19 protein-coding genes and 6 pseudogenes are annotated in these 19,182 nt (G+C 69.6%); 9 read left to right on the top strand and 16 right to left on the bottom strand.

Annotated elements, in window-relative coordinates; genetic code table 11:
• Positions 1-15: 15 nt before the first annotated feature.
• Positions 16-582, top strand: a complete 567-nt coding sequence (locus tag GCU69_RS13740) for a CGNR zinc finger domain-containing protein (protein ID WP_156206215.1) — start codon at positions 16-18, stop codon at positions 580-582.
• 327 nt (positions 583-909) lie between these two features.
• On the opposite strand, the gene GCU69_RS13745 is transcribed toward GCU69_RS13740, so the two are convergent.
• The 3 genes and pseudogenes from GCU69_RS13745 to GCU69_RS13755 form a co-directional block, all read right to left on the bottom strand.
• Positions 910-1,554 (bottom strand): dihydrofolate reductase family protein, encoded by a 645-nt coding sequence (locus GCU69_RS13745; RefSeq protein WP_156206216.1) that lies wholly within the window; start codon positions 1,552-1,554, stop codon positions 910-912.
• A 360-nt stretch (positions 1,555-1,914) separates the two neighbouring features.
• Positions 1,915-2,043, bottom strand: a pseudogene (locus GCU69_RS33660) (dihydrofolate reductase family protein); the annotation flags it as partial.
• A gap of 441 nt (positions 2,044-2,484) precedes the next feature.
• Complete coding sequence (locus tag GCU69_RS13755) at positions 2,485-3,279, bottom strand: MBL fold metallo-hydrolase (RefSeq protein ID WP_156206217.1); 795 nt, start codon at positions 3,277-3,279, stop codon at positions 2,485-2,487.
• A gap of 90 nt (positions 3,280-3,369) precedes the next feature.
• Here GCU69_RS13755 and GCU69_RS13760 point away from each other — a divergent pair, with 90 nt between their 5' ends.
• Positions 3,370-3,966 carry an ABATE domain-containing protein gene (locus GCU69_RS13760; protein ID WP_156206218.1) on the top strand — a complete coding sequence of 199 codons (597 nt, stop codon included), beginning with the start codon at positions 3,370-3,372 and terminating at the stop codon, positions 3,964-3,966.
• A gap of 532 nt (positions 3,967-4,498) precedes the next feature.
• Here GCU69_RS13760 and GCU69_RS13765 read toward each other — a convergent pair.
• Together GCU69_RS13765 and GCU69_RS13770 are read right to left on the bottom strand one after the other, a co-directional pair.
• Positions 4,499-5,521 (bottom strand): hemolysin family protein, encoded by a 1,023-nt coding sequence (locus tag GCU69_RS13765; protein WP_156206219.1) that lies wholly within the window; start codon positions 5,519-5,521, stop codon positions 4,499-4,501.
• A complete protein-coding gene (locus tag GCU69_RS13770; RefSeq protein WP_156206220.1) occupies positions 5,518-6,843 on the bottom strand; it encodes a hemolysin family protein in 1,326 nt (441 codons plus the stop codon). The genes GCU69_RS13765 and GCU69_RS13770 overlap by 4 nt, the downstream gene beginning before the upstream one ends.
• 451 nt (positions 6,844-7,294) lie before the next feature.
• On the opposite strand from GCU69_RS13770, the gene GCU69_RS13775 reads away from it, so the two are divergent.
• Both GCU69_RS13775 and GCU69_RS13780 read left to right on the top strand, forming a co-directional pair.
• Positions 7,295-8,278 (top strand): sporulation protein, encoded by a 984-nt coding sequence (locus GCU69_RS13775; RefSeq protein WP_156206221.1) that lies wholly within the window; start codon positions 7,295-7,297, stop codon positions 8,276-8,278.
• A 113-nt stretch (positions 8,279-8,391) separates the two neighbouring features.
• The gene (locus GCU69_RS13780) at positions 8,392-8,847 is read left to right on the top strand and encodes a tellurite resistance TerB family protein (RefSeq protein ID WP_156206222.1); all 456 of its coding nucleotides are present in this window, start codon (positions 8,392-8,394) and stop codon (positions 8,845-8,847) included.
• Positions 8,848-8,959: 112 nt separating this feature from the next.
• Here GCU69_RS13780 and GCU69_RS13785 read toward each other — a convergent pair whose 3' ends face one another.
• Complete coding sequence (locus tag GCU69_RS13785) at positions 8,960-9,898, bottom strand: M56 family metallopeptidase (RefSeq protein ID WP_156206223.1); 939 nt, start codon at positions 9,896-9,898, stop codon at positions 8,960-8,962.
• Positions 9,899-9,902: 4 nt separating this feature from the next.
• The gene (locus tag GCU69_RS13790) at positions 9,903-10,277 is read right to left on the bottom strand and encodes a BlaI/MecI/CopY family transcriptional regulator (RefSeq protein ID WP_098754980.1); all 375 of its coding nucleotides are present in this window, start codon (positions 10,275-10,277) and stop codon (positions 9,903-9,905) included.
• A gap of 204 nt (positions 10,278-10,481) precedes the next feature.
• Here GCU69_RS13790 and tatA point away from each other — a divergent pair, with 204 nt between their 5' ends.
• Both tatA and GCU69_RS13800 read left to right on the top strand, forming a co-directional pair.
• Positions 10,482-10,742 carry a twin-arginine translocase TatA/TatE family subunit gene (gene tatA / locus GCU69_RS13795; protein WP_156206224.1) on the top strand — a complete coding sequence of 87 codons (261 nt, stop codon included), beginning with the start codon at positions 10,482-10,484 and terminating at the stop codon, positions 10,740-10,742.
• 89 nt (positions 10,743-10,831) lie between these two features.
• Positions 10,832-11,122 (top strand): annotated as a pseudogene (locus GCU69_RS13800) (GTP-binding protein); the annotation flags it as partial.
• A gap of 329 nt (positions 11,123-11,451) precedes the next feature.
• Here the strand turns inward: GCU69_RS13800 and GCU69_RS13805 are convergent.
• Positions 11,452-12,180 (bottom strand): phosphotransferase family protein, encoded by a 729-nt coding sequence (locus tag GCU69_RS13805; protein ID WP_156206226.1) that lies wholly within the window; start codon positions 12,178-12,180, stop codon positions 11,452-11,454.
• Between the two features lie 273 nt (positions 12,181-12,453).
• A complete protein-coding gene (locus GCU69_RS13810) occupies positions 12,454-12,891 on the bottom strand; it encodes a VOC family protein (protein WP_098754978.1) in 438 nt (145 codons plus the stop codon).
• 759 nt (positions 12,892-13,650) lie between these two features.
• Here GCU69_RS13810 and GCU69_RS13815 point away from each other — a divergent pair.
• The gene (locus tag GCU69_RS13815; RefSeq protein ID WP_143671254.1) at positions 13,651-13,995 is read left to right on the top strand and encodes a hypothetical protein; all 345 of its coding nucleotides are present in this window, start codon (positions 13,651-13,653) and stop codon (positions 13,993-13,995) included.
• Between the two features lie 229 nt (positions 13,996-14,224).
• On the opposite strand, the pseudogene GCU69_RS13820 reads toward GCU69_RS13815, so the two are convergent.
• The 5 genes and pseudogenes from GCU69_RS13820 to GCU69_RS13830 form a co-directional block, all read right to left on the bottom strand.
• Positions 14,225-14,620, bottom strand: a pseudogene (locus GCU69_RS13820) (transposase); the annotation flags it as partial.
• Between the two features lie 191 nt (positions 14,621-14,811).
• Positions 14,812-15,396 (bottom strand): DinB family protein, encoded by a 585-nt coding sequence (locus GCU69_RS13825; protein ID WP_156206227.1) that lies wholly within the window; start codon positions 15,394-15,396, stop codon positions 14,812-14,814.
• 151 nt (positions 15,397-15,547) lie between these two features.
• Positions 15,548-15,697: pseudogene (locus tag GCU69_RS34730) on the bottom strand (IS5/IS1182 family transposase); the annotation flags it as partial.
• Between the two features lie 33 nt (positions 15,698-15,730).
• A pseudogene (locus GCU69_RS34940) lies at positions 15,731-15,836 on the bottom strand (IS5/IS1182 family transposase); the annotation flags it as partial.
• Between the two features lie 172 nt (positions 15,837-16,008).
• Positions 16,009-16,482, bottom strand: a complete 474-nt coding sequence (locus GCU69_RS13830; protein ID WP_235978455.1) for a type II toxin-antitoxin system PemK/MazF family toxin — start codon at positions 16,480-16,482, stop codon at positions 16,009-16,011.
• A 14-nt stretch (positions 16,483-16,496) separates the two neighbouring features.
• On the opposite strand from GCU69_RS13830, the pseudogene GCU69_RS34945 reads away from it, so the two are divergent.
• A pseudogene (locus tag GCU69_RS34945) lies at positions 16,497-16,806 on the top strand (hypothetical protein); the annotation flags it as partial.
• A 730-nt stretch (positions 16,807-17,536) separates the two neighbouring features.
• Here GCU69_RS34945 and GCU69_RS13840 read toward each other — a convergent pair.
• Positions 17,537-17,875 (bottom strand): hypothetical protein, encoded by a 339-nt coding sequence (locus tag GCU69_RS13840; protein ID WP_143671253.1) that lies wholly within the window; start codon positions 17,873-17,875, stop codon positions 17,537-17,539.
• Between the two features lie 403 nt (positions 17,876-18,278).
• Here GCU69_RS13840 and GCU69_RS13845 point away from each other — a divergent pair, with 403 nt between their 5' ends.
• A complete protein-coding gene (locus tag GCU69_RS13845) occupies positions 18,279-18,656 on the top strand; it encodes a DUF6185 family protein (protein WP_156206228.1) in 378 nt (125 codons plus the stop codon).
• 102 nt (positions 18,657-18,758) lie between these two features.
• On the opposite strand, the gene GCU69_RS13850 is transcribed toward GCU69_RS13845, so the two are convergent.
• Complete coding sequence (locus GCU69_RS13850; RefSeq protein ID WP_098754963.1) at positions 18,759-19,133, bottom strand: hypothetical protein; 375 nt, start codon at positions 19,131-19,133, stop codon at positions 18,759-18,761.
• Between the last annotated feature and the right edge of the window lie 49 nt (positions 19,134-19,182).

The following is a 19,182-nucleotide window of genomic DNA, read 5'->3' on the forward strand; positions in this document are numbered from 1 at the left end:
TGCTAAGGTGGTTCCATGTCTGCCGGGTTCCCTGACTTCCGCCTCGGCAACGTGCTGGCGACCAGCTTCACGGGGACTCTGTCGGAGCGTCACGGCACCGCGGTGGAGCGCATCCCCACGCCGCAGCGACTCGTCGACTGGCTCGCGGTGAACGGCCTCGCCGTGGACTCCTGCACCACTGCCCAGCTCGGCCTCGCCCGGGAACTGCGGGAGTCGATTCACGCCGCCGCGACAGCGGCCGCGCTCCAAGAGGACCTTCCTGCGTCTGCCGTCCACGTCGTCAACGAGCGCAGCGTCCAGGGCCGGGCCGCAGCCGTCCTGACGCCCGAGGGGGAGCGGCGATGGCAGCTCAGCCCGGCTTCCTGCGTGGAAGATGCCCTCAGCGTGATCGCCGCCGACGCGGTCAGCGTCATCTCGGGCGAACGAGACGGAAGACTGGCCCTGTGCGCATCGCCCACCTGCCGGGCCGCCTTCTTCGACACCAGTCAAAGCCGCACCCGTAAATGGTGCGACATGAACACGTGTGGAAATCGTCAGAAGAAGGCGCGCTTCCAGGCCAACCACCGCAAAGCCCGGGATTAGCGAAGTCGTTGCCTCGCGGCATCGAGGCGGGCCCCACCCCCGCGGCACAGCTGCCGCGCTGATGCGCACGCGCGTCCGGCAACATCGGCCGGACCGTCGACTGGTGCACCAAGGCCAAGTCCTGGCTCCGGCGACGCGGCTGCGGACATCGGCGGGCGATGAACGCAGGCAGCGGCACCCGCTCCCTTCGCGCCCCGCCCCGCAGGAGGAGATCCGGCGGGGCGGGGTCAGCAGCGGCGTCCGGGTGCCACGGAGGGCGCTCGAGCAGGCTCCCGGGGCGGCCCCGGGAGGCAGAACTGCCCGGCCGGGGTCACCCCTGAGCGGCTGTCACTTGCGCCAGAACAGGTGGTGCGTCACACCACTCGGACTGGGCACGACGTCCAGGTGGAACCGGTCCAGCAGCTCATCGGGTGACTCCCAGAGCCGTACCCCGGATCCGAGCTTCACCGGTGCCACCGCCACATGCAGGGTGTCCACGAGGCCGGCGTCGAGGAACTGCCGGATGGTGGTGGCCCCGCCGCCGAGCCGGACGTCCTCGCCCCGCGCCGCCTCCCGAGCCTGTTCGAGGACCGTGGCCGGGGTTCCGTCGACGAAGTGGAAGGTCGTGTCGGAGAGGGTGAACGAAGGGCGCGGGTGGTGGGTCATGACGAACACCGGGGTGTGGAAGGGAGGTTCGTCGCCCCACCAGCCCTGCCACGTGTGGTCCTGCCAGGGCCCGCGCTGGGGCCCGAACTTGTTGCGGCCCATGATTTCGGCGCCGATGCCGCGCGCGTAGTCCCGCGTGAAGTAGTCGTCGAGGCCGCGGCTGCCGCCGGGGTCGGTGCGCCCGGGCCAGCTCGCCGTGGCCCCGGCCCAGGCGATCAGCCTCCCGGGATTGGCGTGGCCGAAAGGACGCTCGAGGCTCTGGCCATCACCGGCGCCGAAGCCGTCAGCCGAGACGGTGAAGTTCTGGACTCTCAGCAACTGGGTCACGGGATTCCTCCTGAGGTTGTCGATCACGGTGATGAGACTCTCCGGGAGGCGCGGACTCATCGCTGCGACGGCGGCCAATTGCTGCGTCGGCGGCCAACCCGGAACCGGGCCGCCCGGTGCGCGACGATGCGGCGGCCCTCGGCCCGGGCGCGGCGGTCCGCCGGCACCCGCCCGGCCCGGTGCCCTCGCCCGCTCCCCGACTCGGTGCATCCGGCGGCCGTGCCCTGCGGGCCGGTCACAGCGTCGGCCGCGACCCGGGCCTGTCCGTCCCGCATGACGGATCCGAGCCCGGTCGGCCGGGTGGGACCCCACGGATCCGCCGGGCCGCGCGCGCCAGGCCGCCGCTGCTGTGGCGGGGTGTCAGCGCACGACGTCGAAGACATTCTTCTGCATGCGGTTGGCGTACGCCTCGTGCTCCACGAGTTCGAGCCGCTGGGTGTCCTTGTCGGTGGTGCTGAACAGGCGCTTGCCCGCATCCAGCAGCACGGGCAGCTGCGCGAGGACGCCGAGCCGGACCTCGTCATCGAGCTTCTGTACGGGCCCGTCTGCCACCGCTGGCTGCTGACCGGGCGCGTCCCCGACGAGCGCCGGATCGCCGTCGCCGCGCTCGGTGTCCGGCTGGGGCTCCGCCGGGCGCCGTTGGCCGTGATCGTTGCCGTGGCCGCTGATGCGGCGGCTGCGCTGCCGACGATCGTGAAAGCCTGGCGCGATCCCGGTCCCGAGAACCTTCTCCTCTACGTCCTCGTCGGCGCCGGTGCCACGATCACACGGGGGCGGGTGCCACGGATCGGACGGGTCGTGGTCGTGTCCCGCGGTGGTGCCGGTGGTGCCGGAGGCGAGGCAGGGGCCGGGTGCCGCCTGGCAGAGACGCGCCGCAGCCGTTCGTCGGCGCCCGGCCGTGCCCGGTCCAGGTGCCCAGCGTGTGCGGGGTCAGCCGCGGACCCCGAAGTCGACGCGGTCGGTGAGACCGGCGGCGGCGAAGGCGGCGACGAGTTCGTCGCGGCCCTCGGTGAAGTGGGCCCAGCTGTCGTAGTGGACGGGGACGACCCGGCCGGCGTCGAGGATCTTCGCTGCCTGAGCGGCCTGGGCGCTGTCCAGGACGAGCACCTCGCCGTCGAAGACTTCGGTGAAGCGGGGTGCTCCGGCGAAGAGGAGGGCCGTGTCGACCGGGGCGAAGCGTTCGGCGATCTCCTTGACCGCGTCGAGCGAGGCGTTGTCGCCGCTGACGTAGACGGTGGGCAGACCCTCTCCGGCCAGCACGAACCCGACGACCTGGCCGGTGATCGGCTCGACCTCCTCGCGCGGGCCGGGGCCGTGGATGGCGGGCACGCCGGTCACGGTGACCGTGCCGCGCCCGCCGTCCCGGCGCTCGAACTCGACCGACTGCCAGTCGGCGAGGCCGGTGGCCGCCTCCCCGAGACGCTCTCCACCGGCGGGGGTGGTGAGCGTCAGCGGGACGTCGGCGAGCAGGGCCCGGCCGGAGGTGTCGAGATTGTCGGCGTGCTCGTCGTGGGAGAGCAGGACCACGTCGACGCGGCCGAGATCGGCCGGGCTGCCGTCGGCCGCCGCCGTCTTGGTCAGCACGGCGGCCGGTGCCCGGTGCTCGCCGGGGCCGTCGAAGGTCGGGTCGGTGAGAAAGCGCAGGCCGCCGTACTCGAAGAGGGCAGTCGGGCCGCCGAAGACCCGGACGGGGAACGGGGCGGTGTGCAGGATCGGGGAAGACACGAAAAAGCTCCTCACGGATAGATCGCATGTTAACCGTGAGTCGACTGTAGGCGTATCTCACGGATGGATGCAATCCGTACCATGAGAGGCATGGAAGAGTTCGTGACGGACGAAGCCGCCCTGCCCTCGGCGCCGGGCGAGGACGAGCACCCCGCCCTGGCCCTGGCCAACAGTGCCGTCGCACTGCCCGGCGGGCACAGGGCCGACCTCCTGGGCACCCCGGCGCAGGCCGAGCAGTGGCTGGCGCGGCGCGACCTCGCCCCGGCCGACGCCGGCCTGGCGGAGGTGTGCGCGACACAGCTGCGCTCATTGCGCGAACAGGTCAGGTCGCTCCTGGCCTCCCGCGTCGCCGGCCAGCCCGCCCTGCCCGCCGCCGTCACGGCGGTCAACGACGCGATGACCCGCGTCCCCACCGCATCCCTCCTGCTGTGGGACGAGAAGACCGGTCCTTACCGCGCCACACCCCACCCCACCACCGCGATAGTCGAGCACGCCCTGGCCGTCATCGCCGCCGACGCCGCCGACCTGCTCACCGCCCCCGCCGCCGCCGCCCGCCTGACCGCCTGCGCCTCCCCGCCCTGCAACCGCTTCCTGCTCAAGCACGGCCGCCGCCAGTGGTGCTCCACCCGCTGCGGGGACCGCGCCCGCGCCGCCCGCGCCTACGCCCGCCGCACCGCGACGGACTGACGGCGTCACGTCGTCGGCCCAGCAGGTCACCAGGCACACCGGCTGCCAGCTCCGCTGCCATCACGGCCTGCTGGGGCGCCGCAGCCGACGCCTCCGACGACGACCCCGAGCACCGACCGGCCGCGGAGCGCACCCGCATCGCCCGGGTCACCCCTCTGACCGCCCGGCCCGACCACGCCGGAGACCGTGCTCGACGTGGGCTGCGGTACCGGCTCCCCGTCCAAGCTCATCGCCGAAGCCTGGCCACCGGGTCACCGGCGTCGGCCTCGCGCCGAAGACGGTGGAACAGGCGCAGGCGAAATTGCGATCCGCCGGCCTGGAGGGACGCTTCCTCGTGGGCGACGCCACCAGCCGAAGACCTCAGCGGCGATCCCGCCCTGTGGCGGTCGACGGCCTCCTGCTCGTGGTTCTGCTGCGTAGGCACTGTGTCGCCGTCCTCGCCCGCTGATCACCGCCCGGGCGCCGGGATACCCGTTCTCGTCCCGGCCCACGGACCGGACACCTGCGATGAGCGGACCGTGGCGTTGCCGGCCTACGCCGTGGTCTCCAACCCCATGAGGCGGGCGATCAGGTCGTCCAGGCTGATCAGTCCGGTGAGCCGGCCCTCGTCGTCGCGGATCACCGCCAGAGAGGACCGTCGGCGGCGCAGCTGCTCGACCGCGTGCGAGATGCTGTCGCTCTCGTACAGCTCGGGCACCGGACGAGCCAGGTCACGGGCGGTGACGGCCCGGCCGCGAGCCCGGGCGACCAGGGCGTCGCGGCTGTGCACGGACCCGAGGACCGTCCTGCCGTCCAGGACGAGCAGCCGTGTCCGGTCCGCGGCAGCGGCGCGGGCCACGATCGCGTCCAGGCCGGCACCGGCCGGAACGGTGGTGATGTCCTCCGCCGGTGTCCGGAGCTGCGCGACCGGGGTCTGCGGTTCGGTCAGGGAGCGGGTGATCAGTTCGGAGTCGACCTTGTTGATCAGCCCGAGGCGCTCGGATTCCGTCACGAGGTGGGTGAGCTGCTCGCGGTTGTGCACGGTCGCCAGCTCGTCGCGCGGCTGGACCCGGCACATGCGCACCAGGGCGTTGCTGACCTTGTTGAGCAGCCAGATCAGGGGGCGTACGGCCTTGGCCACGGCGCGAAAGGGCGGGGCCAGGAGCATGGCCGAGCGCTCGGGATGGGCGATGGCCCATGATTTGGGTGCCATTTCGCCGACCACCATGTGCAGGAACACCACGAGGGTCATGGCGAAGGCGAAGGCGAGGCCGTAGCTGAGTCCGCTCGGCAGGCCGATGTCGTGCAGCAGCGGGTCGACCTGGTGTGAGATGGCGGGCTTGGAGATCGAGCCCAGGCCCAGGGTGCAGATGGTGATCCCGAGCTGTGCTCCGGCCAGCATCAGGGACAGCTCCCGCATGCCGGAGAGAGCTGCCCTGGCGCCTCGCTTCCCGTCGGCGGCGGCCTTCTCCATGCGGTGGCGTTTGGCGGCGACCAGGGCGAATTCGGCCGCGACGAAGAAGCCGCTGCCGGCCAGCAGCAGGACCGTGACGAAGAGGGCCGTCGGAAAGTTCATGACTGCGCCTCCTCGGCGGCGTTCTCGGCGTGGACCCGGCGTTCGATGCGGACGCGTTCGGGGACGTGCCGGTCCAGGGTCAGGACGTGGAGGTCGACACCGTCCACAGTGAGCCGGTCCCCGACAGCGGGGAAGCGGCCGAGCCGGTCGATGATCAGACCAGCAGTCGTGTCGTAATCCTCCTCCTCGGGGAGCACGATTCCGGTGGCCGCCTCGATCTCGTCGAGGCGGCGTCCGGCGTCGATGAGCCAGCCGCCGCCGTCGGCGACCGCGAGCTCGACCACCACGTCGTTCTCGTCGGCGATGTCGCCGACGAGTTCCTCGGCGACATCCTCGTAGGTGACGATGCCCGAGACGCCGCCGTGCTCGTCGAGAACGATCGCGAACTCGTCGTCGCCTGCGCGCATCTGTGCCACCGCGTCCGGCAGCGGAAGCGTGTCGGGCAGCAGCAACGGCGGGCGCGCGGCCGCTCCGGCCGTGGTGCCTTCGAGGAGGCCGGCGGGAAGCCGCATCAGATCACGTACGCCGATGGCACCGGCCACGTCGTCGGGGTGGTCGCCGAAGACCGGGTAGTTGGAGTGGCCGTGCTCGGCGATCAGTTCCACCACGGCGGCGGCGGTGGAGTTCTTGTGTACGAAGACGGCGTCCGCACGCGGCACCATGACTTCACCCAGCGTGCGGTCGGAGAACTCCACCGCGTGGTCGACCAGCTCGGCCGTGTCGGCCGGGAGGTGCCCCTGTTCGTGTGACTCACCGATCAGGTGGCTGAGTTCTTCGAGAGTGGCTCCGTGATGCAGTTCCTCGACCGGCTCGATGCCGATCCTGCGCAGCAGTCTGTTCGCCGCGCCGTCGAAGACACGCACGACCGGGCCGATGATCTTCAGGTAGGCGAGCGTGGAGGCGGCCAGCGATTTGGCCAGCCGCTCCGGTACGGCCAGCGCCAGGTTCTTGGGAGCCAGCTCCCCCAGCACCATCTGCACGACGGTTGCCAGGACGAAGGCGAGCACCACGGAGATCGCGGAGACCGCGCCGCCGGGCAGGCCGGCTCCTTCGAGCACCGGGCGGAGCAGCGCGGACACGGACGGTTCGGCGAGGAAGCCGACGACCAGGCCGGTCACGGTGATCCCGAGCTGGGCGCCCGAGAGCATGAAGGAGAGCCGCTCCAGCACTCGCAGGGCCCGGACGGCTCGTCTGTCGCCTGCTTCCGCCTCGCGGGCGAGTGCGAAACGGTCGGCGGCGACGTACGCGAACTCCTGGGCGACGAAGTATCCCGTGCCGGCGGTCAGCACCAGGACGGCCAGCAGGCCGAGGGCGGCCGTCACCGAGCACCACCGTGCCGGGAGGCACCCCGGCCGTGGTCCGTTGGTCGGTGACTCGGCCCCGAGGGATCCGTCGGTCTGGCGGGCAAAGAACGCTCCTTCGAGGGAACCGTCAATTTCTACACCCACTGTAAAGGCACGGCGAAGGCGTGGCAGGGAGCTGTATGCCCCAGGGGCGTCCTCCGGGCGTAGCCCGTCCGAGTGCCGGGCGGATTCGGTGCTCCACCCGGGAAGGTCCGAGGTTCCCCCTTTGCGGAGCCGTCGCCATCCGTATGCTTCTACAGGCGTGTAGATTACGTCTCTTCGTCGCGGGGCGTGCCATGCCCACGATCGCTGTGAGCAAGGGCACTGGCCGGCCTGACGAGGACGGTGGAGTCGGCACGCCACCACGGTTCCGGCCAGGGCGCCGGCGTCGCGCAAGAATCACAAGCATCACGAAGGAGTGGACGCCACGATGGTGTTCAAACGCCTGCTCGGCTCGCTCGGCGTCGGCGGACCCGCCGCCGACACGGTTCTGACCCCGGGTGCGGTGCTGCCCGGCGGAGTCCTCACCGGCGAAGTGCGCCTCCAGGGAGGCAGCACGGACTTCGGCATCGAGCACATCACGCTGGAACTGGTCGCCCGCGTGGAGGCGGAGACCGAGGAAGGGGAGCACAGAGGCGTCGTCGTTTTCGAGCGGTTCACCGTCGGAGGCGGCTTCCGTCTCGCCCAGGACGAGCAGCACAGTGTGCCGTTCACGGTGACGCTGCCGTGGGAGACGCCGATCAGCGAACTGCACGGCCAGCCCCTCGGCATCGTCCTCGGCCTGCGCACCGAACTCGGGGTGGCCGGTGCCAAGGACACGGGGGACCTCGACCCCATCGCGGTCCGGCCCCTGCCGGTCCAGGAGGCGATCCTGGAAGCCTTCGGCCGGAACGGCTTCGGCTTCAGGTCCGCCGACCTCGAATACGGCCGCATCGGCGGCACGGGCCAGCAGCTGCCCTTCTACCAGGAGATCGAGCTGGTGCCCTCTCCTCGGTACGCGCATGCCGTGAACGAGATCGAGGTGACGTTCCTCGCCACCCCGGGCGGCATGGAGGTCGTCCTGGAGGCCGACAAGCGCGGCGGACCGCTCGAAGGCGGTCATGACGCGCTGACCCGCTTCACCGTCAGCCGGCACGGTGTCGAGGACACCGACTGGAGCGCCGAGGTCGACAGCTGGGTCCGCCGGCTCGTCGAACGGCGTTCCCACTACGGAACTCACTCCCCGTACGGGCACGGTGAGGACCACCACGACGCGGGCCACGGTCACCGGTCCGGCCCTGGCCTCGGCACCGCTGTCGCCGCCGGTGCGGCCGGCCTCGCCGTCGGTGTGGCCGGCGGCATGGTCGCCGCCGAAGTCGCCGACGAAGCCGGTGACTTCTTCGAAGGCGGCGAAGAGGAGCCCGGCGAGGACTGAGACGCCGACCGACCTCACCGACCACTGTCCGCACGTACCGGCAAACCGGCTGTCCGGGGCCGGGAGTTCCCCCTGGCACCGCCCGGACGACCCCCGACACTTACGGAGTTCTCATGGCCCTGTGGGACCGCGTCAAGGAATCCGCCTCGATGATGCAGACACAGCTCACGGCGAAGAAGAACGACCTGAAGAGCGGCGCCTTCCGCGACGCCTCCATGGCGATGTGCGCGCTGGTCGCCGCTGCCGACGGCACCATCGACCCGTCCGAGCGGCAGCGCGTGGCGCAGCTGATCGCCTCCAACGAGGTGCTGCAGAACTTCCCCGCCGACGATCTCCAGCGTCGCTTCGACGACAGCCTGACCAAACTGACCACCGACTTCGCCCTCGGCAAGGTCAGCGTCATGCAGGAGGTCGCCAAGGCGAAGAAGAAGCCCGCCGAGGCACGTGCCGTGATCCAGATCGGCATCGTCATCGGCGGCGCAGACGGTGACTTCGACAAGACCGAGCAGGCCGTCGTCCGCGAAGCCTGCTACATCCTCGAACTGCCGCCGCGGGAGTTCGACCTCTGACCGCCCGGACTCCGGCGTCGTCGCCGCGCCTCGCGTGACGACGACGCCGCGGGCCACCAAGGCACGGCCGTACGGCCCGGGAACAGGGACCACGCAGGTCGGCTGCCCGGAATCACAGAGGGGTGGCCGCCCGGAGAATGAAGAAGAGCGTCACGGCGGAGTTGGCCGAGGAGAGGGCGGACACCGTCGTGCCCGCGGCGGCGCCCCAGGCGGCCAGACCCACCGTGGTGGACACCGGTGGCCAGACACACACGGCAGGCGCCGGTTCCAGCAGCGCGGCCACCCGGCGCGGCACCGGCCCCGCGGCCGCGAATCCGGCGAGGGTCGGGATGGGTGCCCCGCGCGTGACCAGTCCCGCCTTGCCGATGGCCCTGGCCACGACGCGCCGACTGCCGACCGCCGTGGCCGCCTCCTCGTCCGCCCACCGCTCCGCGGTGTAGGTCACCGCGGTACGCAGCGGACGCAGAAAAGGATTGGCCAGCGCGGCCAGCCGCACCACAAGAAGAAAGCGGTGGTGACGGCCCACGAGGTGCGCCCGTTCGTGCGCGAACAGTGCCCGGCGCTCCGACGCGCTCAATCCCGCCAGCATCCCGGTCGTGACCACGACCCGGCCGGTGCCCCGGAGCCCACCGGGCAAGGCATACGCGTACGGGGTCCGGTCGGGCAGTACCGCCACCGACCTCGACGGCAGCGCGGAGAGTGCCTCGCCCGCCCGGCGGCGCATCCGGTCGTGACGCCAGGAAAGCCGGGCGCACGAGACGAGCACGGCGGTCAACGCGGGGATGGCGGCCGTGCCCGCGACGTCGTCGTAGGGAACCGCCTCCCGCACCTCGGGATCGGACCAGCCGTCGGGAAGGGGATTGCCGGGCAACTGCGCGGTACCGACCACGACGAGCAGCGCCAGGCACAGTGTGCTGCACACGGCGAGCACGCCCGCGACCACCGACAGCAGCCAGGTGGCCGCCCGCGGATGCAGACGCTGCTCGGCCAGCCGCGCCACCGGCCACGCGCTCAAGGGCAGGACCAGCGGCAGGAAGACGAAGACTCCCATGCGGTCAGCCTTCCCCCTCGTCTTCCACCTGAGCCAGCAGACGGCGCAGGAGCTGTTCGTCCCCTGGTGGCAGAGCGGTCACGAAACTGGCGAGCACCGCCTTCCGGTCCGATTCCGCGTCCAGCATCTTCCGCATGCGCAGAGCGGCAAGACCCGCCTCGTCGGCGGTCGGCGTCCACTCGAAGGAGCGCCCGGTCCGCTCCCGGGACACCGCTCCTTTGGCGTGCAGTCGGGTCAGGATGGTGATGACCGTGGTGTAGGCGAGATCACCGCCCAGTCGTTCCTGCACCCACGCGGCGTTCACCGGCCCCGGCGCCTCACGCAGCGCTGCCAGCACTTGGCCCTCCAGCTCTCCCTGACCCCGTCGGCGAGGTGTCATCCCGGCTTCCTCCCTTCTCTGCTGCCGGCGCTCCCGGCGCTGAAGCAGCTCATCGTACTGAGCACGGACGCCGCCTTCGGCCGGCGTACCGCCGGTTTCGGGCCGCTCCGGGCCCACTCCACCATTCTTCTACAGTGATGTAGTTTTGACTCGGCTCCCACCGGGCCGACGGCCTTGCGGCTCTCCGAAAGGAAACGGAAACAGGTGTTCGGACTCAGCGAGCTCGCGATACTTCTGATCGTCGTCATCGTCGTGTTCGGTGCGAAGAAGCTTCCAGAACTGGCACGCAGCGCGGGCAAGGCGGCGCGCATCCTCAAGAGCGAAGCCAAAGCGATGAAGACCCAGGACTCGGCGGACGGCCCACAGGGACCGGAGCCCCGGATCATCCCGGGGAAAGCGGCCGGCAGCAACGGCGCGAAACCGGGCGACGACAGCGGAGCGGCCGGCCACACCCAGCACCCCTGAACCGCCTCGGCGAACTCGGTCCGAACACACCGGACCACCTCGGCGGCCCGGCAGTGGATGCTTTCCGGCCTGTCGGGACGGATACCGGGCTGGCCGGCAGGCCGCGGGTGACGGGACTGTGGTCGCAGGCGGGTGCTGTCACGCGCTTCGAGCCTTCCGGGGGCCGCGATGTCGGCAGCACGCAAGGGCAGGAGCTGGTCTTCATCGGCACCGGGTTGCGGGCCGAGAAGCCGCAAGCGGCCCTGTCGGGCTGCCTGCCGGCCGACGGCGAACCGGCACCCGACGACGACGCCTTCCCGCCCTGGGGGACGTACGGCATCGACGATGCGTGTGAGCACGAACGACTCGGACTCGTATCCGCTGGAGACGTTCGCGCCTGATACTGCGGGCCGGGCGGTGGTCGCAGCCACGGCACCGCCCGGCCCGGCACAGCACCGGCAGCCGCCCGGCTTCCGGATCCGGGGGAGGGCGGGGCGGTGCAGCTCGAAGTGCCGTGCCCGCTCCGGGCGCGCCTACGTCAAGGGTGAAGTGACCGAACGGCGGGTGCACTTGGGTGGTGTCCAGGAAACGCTGCTGATCCCGCTGTACGGGCGGGCGGTGGAGACCCGCAAGGACCGGGCCGTCCTGCGGGATGCGAAAGCAGAACAGATGGTCGCCTCCATCGACTACGACTTCGCACGTTTCGACAGCCTGCCGGGATGGCGCGGTCTCACGTCTGGGATCTCAGCACGGCGATTTCGGGCGACGGGTCGAAGCCGTGCCGGGTCAGCCAGGGGATTGCTCGCAGGCTTCGCAGTGACCACCATGCGCGGATCACGTCGAGGTCGACGTCGGTGCCGTAGCCGGCGAGGACGTCTTCGAGGTGTTCCTCGTGTCCGAGCGTCAAGGTGGCGAGGTCGAACAAGGCATCGCCCGGGCCCGCCTCGGACCAGTCGATCACGCCGGTGATCGCGTCACCGTCGACGAAGATGTGGGTGACCTGCAGGTCGCCGTGGGCGAACACCGGTGTCCACGGCCGGAGCGCCGCCTCGGCGGTCCGGCGGTTGCGCGTGACCACGTCGGTGGGCAGGACGCCGTTGCTGACGAGCCACTCGCATGCGCCGTCGAGGTGCGACGCGATCTCGCCGGCGTTCTGGCCGGGCCATGGCGGCAGCGGCGCGTCGTGCAGTGTCCGTGCGGCCGCACCCGCCGCGGCCCACGCCGCCGATGGCGCGGTCGACGGCTCGCCGAGGCGGCCGAGTGCCGTCCCGGGGAGGGCGGCGAGCGCGAGCACGGGTGGCTTCCGCCACAGGACCTCCGGGGTCGGGACCGGAGCCAGCGCCATCGCCGAGACCTCGGTGTCCGTGCGCGTCCGGTCGGCGTCGATCTTCAGGAACACATCACCGACGCGCAGGGTGGCGCGCTCCTGATGGGCGACGACGACCTCGACCTGTTCCACGCCGACCATTATCGCGAAACGGCCGCCGGCGTCACCGGAGTTGTCGGGCGTGACCGCGCGACCTCCACGCCTCACCACCGGCGCCCACGGGGGCCGCGTATGGATCTGTACGGAGCGCCGCAGCTCCCCGGGACCGGAGCGCGGCGGGGTCGTCCGTCATCCGCTGCGCCCGCTCGCCCGCCGTGTCCGGAACTGCGGATGACTGGCCCACGACCCGGCGCAGTCGGACGGCCCGCCGCCTGGAGGGGCGGGGCGCAGCGACCCGGTCAGGCGTCAGTTCTTCTGCAGTTCCTCGGCGAGCATCACCAGGATGCCGCTGGGGCCGCGGACGTACGTGAGCTTGTAGACGTCCTCATAGGTCGCCACACCGCGCAGTGGACGGCATCCGTGCTTTGCGGCTGCCTCAAGGGCTTTGTCGATGTCGTCGACTGCGAAGGCGACGCGATGCATGCCGATCTCGTTGGGGCGAGTGTCCTCCGACTCGATCGCTTCGGGATGGATGTATTCGAAGAGCTCGAGACGGCCCTGACCGTCCGGTGTCTGGAGCATCGCGATTTTGGCGTGGTTGCCGTCGAGGCCGACGGCGGTTTCGGTCCACTCTCCGCTGACCGTGTCGCGGCCGACGACCGTGAGACCGAGGTCGGTGAAAAAGGAGATCGTTGCTTCGAGGTCGCGAACGGCAATGCCGACGTTCTCAAGTCTGATGGCCATGCGCCGCATGCTACCGAGCCGGGCCGGCCGGGGCCTTCCGGCGAGACGCAGCCGAGTACCGGGTCACCGTCGATGTCGGCAGTTGCTTGTCAGCCGGACTGCGGAGTGTGTTTGCCCGCCGGAGGCAGACGCGGTTACGCACCCGGGCCCGTGTGGGGCGGGTCGTAGGCGGCGCCATCCATACCCGTGGTGGGGTACGGCCCGGGTCGCGGGGCCGACCACCGGTTCCGCCCCGGCGCCCGGCCCGACGGGTGGGCCACGTGACGGAGCGAGGCCCAGAGCGAGAACATGCCCACCCGGGGCCGGCCCGGGTGGGCGTATGTCTTCAGCGACTGCCTGCAATGCCTCGGCGAGCCGGCCGCGCCTTCTGTCATGACCCACGGGCAATGTGAACTGCGGATTGCCTTCCGGCATCGGGAGGAATTCCGAGTTGTACGCGCAGTTCGCCGGGCTGCTCGCAGGGTTTGGTTTCGTCTGCTGTGCCACCACCGCTCCGGGTGCTGATCGCTGTCGCAGCGGCACTCTTGTCATGGCCGGGAAGCTGACAGGCTGAGCTACTCTCGCTTCGGAGGGGGCCCCGGAGCCGGACCTTTCCACGACATGAGCTTGGGCGGGTCACCGGTGGGCGTCTTTGGCAGCCCTGGGGCAGCGGCGAGGTGGGTGGCGATGATGTTGCTCGGGGAGATCGGGCTGCGGTTGGGGACGGCTGTGGCCGGTGTGGGTTCGGCGATTCTGGCTGTGAACCTCGACGATCTTGTTATGCGCTTGGTGGCTGTCGTGATCGCCGTGATGTTCATCGGCCCGCTCGTCGTACTGCTGGTCATGGACGTCCGGGAGTGGCTGAGCCGTCCACCACCGCAGTTCGACCCAACTGGACGGCCCGGAGCCGTCGAATGGGGTTTCGTCGTGTTCTTCGACGGCGTTATGGCTTTATTCGTCTACGCGGGAATCCTCGATGTGCGGCGGGGCGGTTCAGGCGAGTTGCTGGTCACCGGCGTGATGGTCGGGGTGGTGATGCTGCTTCTCACCAGCGGTGTCGTGGCTCGTTGGCTCCGGCATCGCCGCGCCCGGAGGTTCAGCCGATTGACTGGCGGCCCGGAGTAGCCGTCGGTTGGCCGATCTGGATGCGACGCACTTCGGTCACTTCAGGCAGTCCAGAATTGCTGCATCGTTGTCCACGAGCTGGGCCAGGACTTCAATCGGCCTCCCCCCCGCCGGTCTGATTTCTGGGCCTCACGGATGGCCGCAATGGCGAGTTCCTGCTTGTTGCGGAGCACGCGAGGAGGACGCGGACCGTGACCGCACCGGGATGCACCGAGCCTCAGAGGATGTCTCACGTGGTGAGTTCTGCGAGTCTCTTGCAGCGTGAGGGCTGCAGCGAGGCCGAGGAAGGCGAGGAAGTGACGCCTTTTCGTTCGTACCGGACAGTGAGGCGGCGGTAGCCCAAAAGCCAGGCGATCGACCGCTCGATCTTCCAGCGATGCCGGCCAAGGCGCTCACCGGACTCGATGCCGGGCCGGGCGACCCGAGGAACGAGGCGGCGATCGCGGAGCCAACGCAGGTGCTCCGCGGAGTAATACGCCTTATCCGCGCGGACCTTCACCGGTCGTCCGCGGCGGGGTCCGCGCCGGAAGCGGACGGCCGGTAACCCAAGGATGAGCGGCTTGAACGCCTGGCTGTCGTGCAGGTTCGCACCCGACACCGCCACGCACACCCACTCGTGAGTATGTACGTTACAGCCGTGAACACCGCCCGCTCATCACGCGGAGCGGTCCCGCCCCACCTTTGCGGTCGAGCCGCGAACGACGGCAGTAGCGGGGCCACCAGCTCTCAAAGCTCATCAGGGACCAGACGCTTCGACAGATCAGCCCTTACGGCGCCATCATGCCGCTCGAACATCAAATCACGTGGCACAGCTCTCTATGCCTTGGCCGATGCGGCCGATCTGGCGGTCTGCTCGATCTTCGCGTAGTAGGCGTCGCGGGCTTCCTGATCAATCTGCATCTCATGTTCGGGGCGCATCCCGGTTCGGCCGTCGACGCCTTCGCGCAGGATGTCGGCGTGCCCGGCATGCCGGTTGGTCTCGCCGAGGACGTGGACCAGGATGGCGAACAGGTTCGTGTCGGCATAAGGCTCCGGCCACCACGGCACGTGGCCGGGGGCATCGAGGGCAAGCTCGTCGATCGTCGCGTCCGAATGTTCCCAGGTGCGCCGGTAGGACTCGATGATCTGATCGCGCGCCTCGTCCTCAGCCGCCCACAGATCGCTGCCGTCGTGCTCTTGCCACCGAGGCAGCGGTTCCGGGGACGGCCGGTCGAAGACCTCGCCGAAGTACCTGGCCTCGACGCTGGCCACGTGTTTGACCAGGCCGAGGAGGTTGGTCCCGGTCACTGTCAAAGGTCGGCGGGCGTCGTACTCGGACAGGCCGTCGAGTTTCCAGAGCAGCACCTTGCGGTCCCGCCGCAGTCTCCCGTGCAGGCTGTTCTTCGCGAATTCATCGATCACGCGCATGAGCCTGCCATGGGCTACTCGTGACCTCAAGATCCCGTACGTGGACCGCAACGACCGGCAGAGCCGAAGCCTGGCCATGGCCACCGCCCTGAGCTACTCAAGAAGCTCGCGGAAATTGCCACGTGAGACGACCTCTTATTCCGACTCACGTTGAGGCCTGGTGAAAGGCGAAAACAAACTTCACGCTATCGGTGATCCGGTTGGTGCTGCAGCGCAGTACCCGTAAAAGGCGCGAAATCCTGAGGTCGGCCATGGTCTGCCGACCGAGACAGCATATCTCGGCGTGACTGCTGTTGTGACGGTGCTACCACCACTTGAGGCGACGGGTGTCGGCTGCGATGCGGTCGCTGGACAGCAGGGTGCCGTCGAGGACGACGACCGACCGCTTTCGCACGCATCGTGGCCATCGCCTCGCCGAGGGGCGGGGCGATGGCCGGACAGGACCCCGACAGCCCTCGCGTGTGGAGCGGAACACGGTCGTAACCCGATGCCTCATACTCCAGCCGTAGATCGTGACTGAGTGGGGGGCGCCGCTGACATGGCGCGGCCACCTCGACCATCTCGACGAGACCGGCCGCGCCATCGGCGGCGTCCGTCCCTCTCTGCCTACTTGAGTCCACCGAGACGAAGGGCGTCCTCGATCTCGCTGAGCTTCGCGGACGGCAGGACGCCCGCCTGCCCGATCAGGTCTTCCCTGGCCAGGGTGACCAGCCAAGTGCAAGGAACGAGGCCGGGACGTGGAAGTGCGACTCTCAGGACGCCATCGAGAGGCAGTCCTTCGGGGGCACCAACTGCCACCTCAACGGCCACGCCGCTGAGATCGGTGCCCGCGGGAGCGACGACCTGCATCGCCAAGAAACCGGACGCCTCTTCTCCCGACAGCAGTACGACTGCCCGCTGCTCGTTGAAATCTGCCCACCAGACTTCGCCACGTCGCATGTGTCCTCCTGATACGGGGCTGCGCGCCTGCATCGCCCCTTCGACCGCCGCCCACTCCAGGCACAGATCGCAATGTTGGCTGGTCAGGGCCTGTGAGAAGACGGCTGCGGCCGCCGATGACATCGTGAGCCGTGTGGACAAACGAAGATCATGCGGTGGCCGCAGCTCACAGCGTAGGCCCTGCCCGGTGGCAGGAGGCGTTCGAGGGGCTGACGGGCCGGACGGCGGCGAGGTTCGCGCGGGTCGAACCACGCCTTCGGACGCGGGACTTCGTGCGCGGGCTGCTGGCGGACCTGCCGCGGAAGAACTGCTGGAGCATCGCCGAGTGGGCCGGGGAGGAGAGTCCTGGTGGCATGCAGGCCGGGAAGTGCCGAGCGGATGCCCTGGTCGCCGAGGTGCCCAGGCGGGCCTGGCAGAAGCTGTTGGCGGGCCGGCGCCAAGGGGCACCGCTTCTACGACTGGGCATGGTCAGGGTGACCCAGCGGGACCAGGAGGTGAAGCGGTGAACCTGGTGCTCGTCCAGTCCGGCCAACCAGCCCTGACCCGGCCGAGAGTTGGGCGTATATGTCACCGCACCGCAGACAGGCGAGGACGACAAGGGCCTGACGGCCGGCTGGCAGGCGTCACCACCGCGTCGCAATCTCCCGCCGCCGTACTGCCAGATGCCCGGTCAGAATCTCCCGCCGCCGTACTGCCAGATGCCCGGTCAGAAACCGCAAAGCACGGCTGGACAGAAAGCACGAAAGCGAAACTGGAGCTACGGATACAGGGTTTTCACTGAGCAGTCACTGCAGCCCTTGTGCTGGCTGGCCTGAATGTTCGAGTGATTGATCCTCGCAATGTAGGGGTCGAGCCTCCAGGAGCTCCATGTTCCGTTGAGCTTGACTCTGACATAAGAGTAGCCCGCGCATGAACCGTCACCACCCTTCAGAGTCTTCGCGTGTACCCCGTCGACGGTCGCGTAGTACGTAGTTCCGCAGCTGCGCTGCCAATTCATAGTGGTTGCGGACGCGGGTGAAGCGGCGAATATCACCGCGGCCACGCCCATTGCGCCGACTGCTGCCGTACTCTTCATTCTGCTGCGCACGAAGCTCATACCACCTTGGTCGGGAGTTGTGGAAAGTCTTGACCCGAGGGCCGGTCGCCTGACGAGAATTGCTTCACAGTTTCCTGAGCGGATGAAACTGGGTGGCGCTCACCAGTGAAGAGTGTGCACTTCGCAGCCACTGCAGCCCTTGTGCATGCTTTCCGTGATCTTAATTCCGCCGGTACCCTGGTAAATTCGTGCGACCTTTGGATCGCTCTTCCAGTTGTACCATGTGTCGCCCCTCTTGACTTTCACATAGGCGTAGCCCGCACAGGACCCGTTGGGCCCCTTGCTGGTCTCCGCGGCGGTGGAATTGAGGACGGCGTAGTAGGTGGTGTTGCAGCTCCGTGTCCAGCTGAAGGACGCAGCGGAGGAGGGCGCGGCGGCGAACAGCACAGTGGCCAGGCCCATCGTGACTACTGTCACCGTCTTGGCTGGAATGCGCACGTCTGTACCCCTCGAGTGGATGTGTTGCCGGTTAACGAGCGGACGCCGCCAGGGTATTGAACCTGACATTCGAAGTGCCCCTATGACTTTCCAGGGTGCAACGAGGGCAACGGGTCAGCCCGACAGCCCTGTCCGGCCGGGGGCGGCTCGGCGGGCGGGCCCCGGTGTGCCTGCTTCGGTTCCTTGCCATGCGCGCCGGGCTGCCGCTGCGGGGAGCAGTGGTTTCCTGCAGTCCGTTTCGAGGGCGTGCTGGTCATGGCCGTGGCAGCCCGCATCGTCGAGGGAACTCCCTGGGCCGTGGGCCGAACGGCGGACGCGCCTGCCGCGCGTCACCCCGGGGAAGAAGGGGCATCGGCGTCGAGGTTCACCTGCAACTGGGCCATCACCCGGGTTGCTGCTCGCTATGGGCTCCCTGCACGTGGCGGTCGCGCCGGGCCGGCTCAGGGCGGTGCTGGAGCAGCCCCTCGAACGCTCCGGGGGCCTCCTCGGTGCGGCGCTCCACGAGGGCGACCGCGTCAAACTTCCCGACCGGGCCTGGCGTTATCGGGAGGTCCACGCCCTGCTGCGCCGCCTGGAGCGGGGGCAGTCGGATGACGATGCGCACACCCGGCGGGCGTTCTCGCTCCAGACGGCGTCGGTGCTGGGGCAGTTCATCGCGCTCGTCACGATCTGGCAGTTCTTCGTCGACCGGGGCGGCGGGCCACCGCAGGAGATCGGCATCGAGCACGGCGAGGGCCCGGCGGGCCAGAGCGCGGGGGACCAGGGGGCGGCCGGGCCGTGACCGGGCGGACGGGCGCCGGGGACACTCACCACGGCGCGCGCGGCGCCCGAACGCCCGTCGCGGGCCAGGGTCTCCACCCAGCCGGCCCGCCGGGATGCCCTGTCAGTCGGTGCTCCTCCAGTAACGCCGCATGTCGGCATGCTTTCCCGCCTGTGCCTGACGGGCTTCCCATTCCAGTCGGCGTTCTTCGGCGTCTCGCTTGATGCTCTTCGACGCAAGGACGGCGAACACCAGAACGGCGGTCAGCAAGACACCGCCACCGCTCAACCCCGCGATCGGCCGGCTGGCGTCCAGTCCCAGGGCGCAGAAGTATCCGCCGGCGAAGCAGAGCGCGGCGGAGAAGCTGAGTATCAGGGTTGGTTTCGGTGCGACGATGAGCACGACGCAGTACGCCAGAGCCGCCAAGACGATCACAGTGATCAGCAACGCGTCCAGAGCGCTGTCCGGTGCCGCGAGGGTTGCCATGTCCGGCTGCATACCCGCATTTTAGGGCTGCCGTGGAAGTCCGGTCCCAAGTGCACGGAGG

This window comes from Streptomyces lycii, from assembly GCF_009735685.1.
Classification (GTDB): Bacteria; Actinomycetota; Actinomycetes; order Streptomycetales; family Streptomycetaceae; genus Streptomyces; species Streptomyces lycii.

What these genes read in the sequence shown, in the direction of transcription:
- GCU69_RS13790 (WP_098754980.1), bottom strand. Translation starts at nt 10,277, where the DNA reads ATGACACCTCGCCGACGGGGTCAGGGAGAGCTGGAGGGCCAAGTGCTG.
- GCU69_RS13785 (WP_156206223.1), bottom strand. Translation starts at nt 9,898, where the DNA reads ATGGGAGTCTTCGTCTTCCTGCCGCTGGTCCTGCCCTTGAGCGCGTGG.
- GCU69_RS13765 (WP_156206219.1), bottom strand. Translation starts at nt 5,521, where the DNA reads ATGAACTTTCCGACGGCCCTCTTCGTCACGGTCCTGCTGCTGGCCGGC.
- GCU69_RS13775 (WP_156206221.1), top strand. Translation starts at nt 7,295, where the DNA reads ATGGTGTTCAAACGCCTGCTCGGCTCGCTCGGCGTCGGCGGACCCGCC.
- GCU69_RS13850 (WP_098754963.1), bottom strand. Translation starts at nt 19,133, where the DNA reads ATGCAGCCGGACATGGCAACCCTCGCGGCACCGGACAGCGCTCTGGAC.
- GCU69_RS13845 (WP_156206228.1), top strand. Translation starts at nt 18,279, where the DNA reads ATGGGCTCCCTGCACGTGGCGGTCGCGCCGGGCCGGCTCAGGGCGGTG.
- GCU69_RS13810 (WP_098754978.1), bottom strand. Translation starts at nt 12,891, where the DNA reads ATGGCCATCAGACTTGAGAACGTCGGCATTGCCGTTCGCGACCTCGAA.
- GCU69_RS13780 (WP_156206222.1), top strand. Translation starts at nt 8,392, where the DNA reads ATGGCCCTGTGGGACCGCGTCAAGGAATCCGCCTCGATGATGCAGACA.
- GCU69_RS13815 (WP_143671254.1), top strand. Translation starts at nt 13,651, where the DNA reads ATGCGCTTGGTGGCTGTCGTGATCGCCGTGATGTTCATCGGCCCGCTC.
- GCU69_RS13760 (WP_156206218.1), top strand. Translation starts at nt 3,370, where the DNA reads ATGGAAGAGTTCGTGACGGACGAAGCCGCCCTGCCCTCGGCGCCGGGC.
- GCU69_RS13740 (WP_156206215.1), top strand. Translation starts at nt 16, where the DNA reads ATGTCTGCCGGGTTCCCTGACTTCCGCCTCGGCAACGTGCTGGCGACC.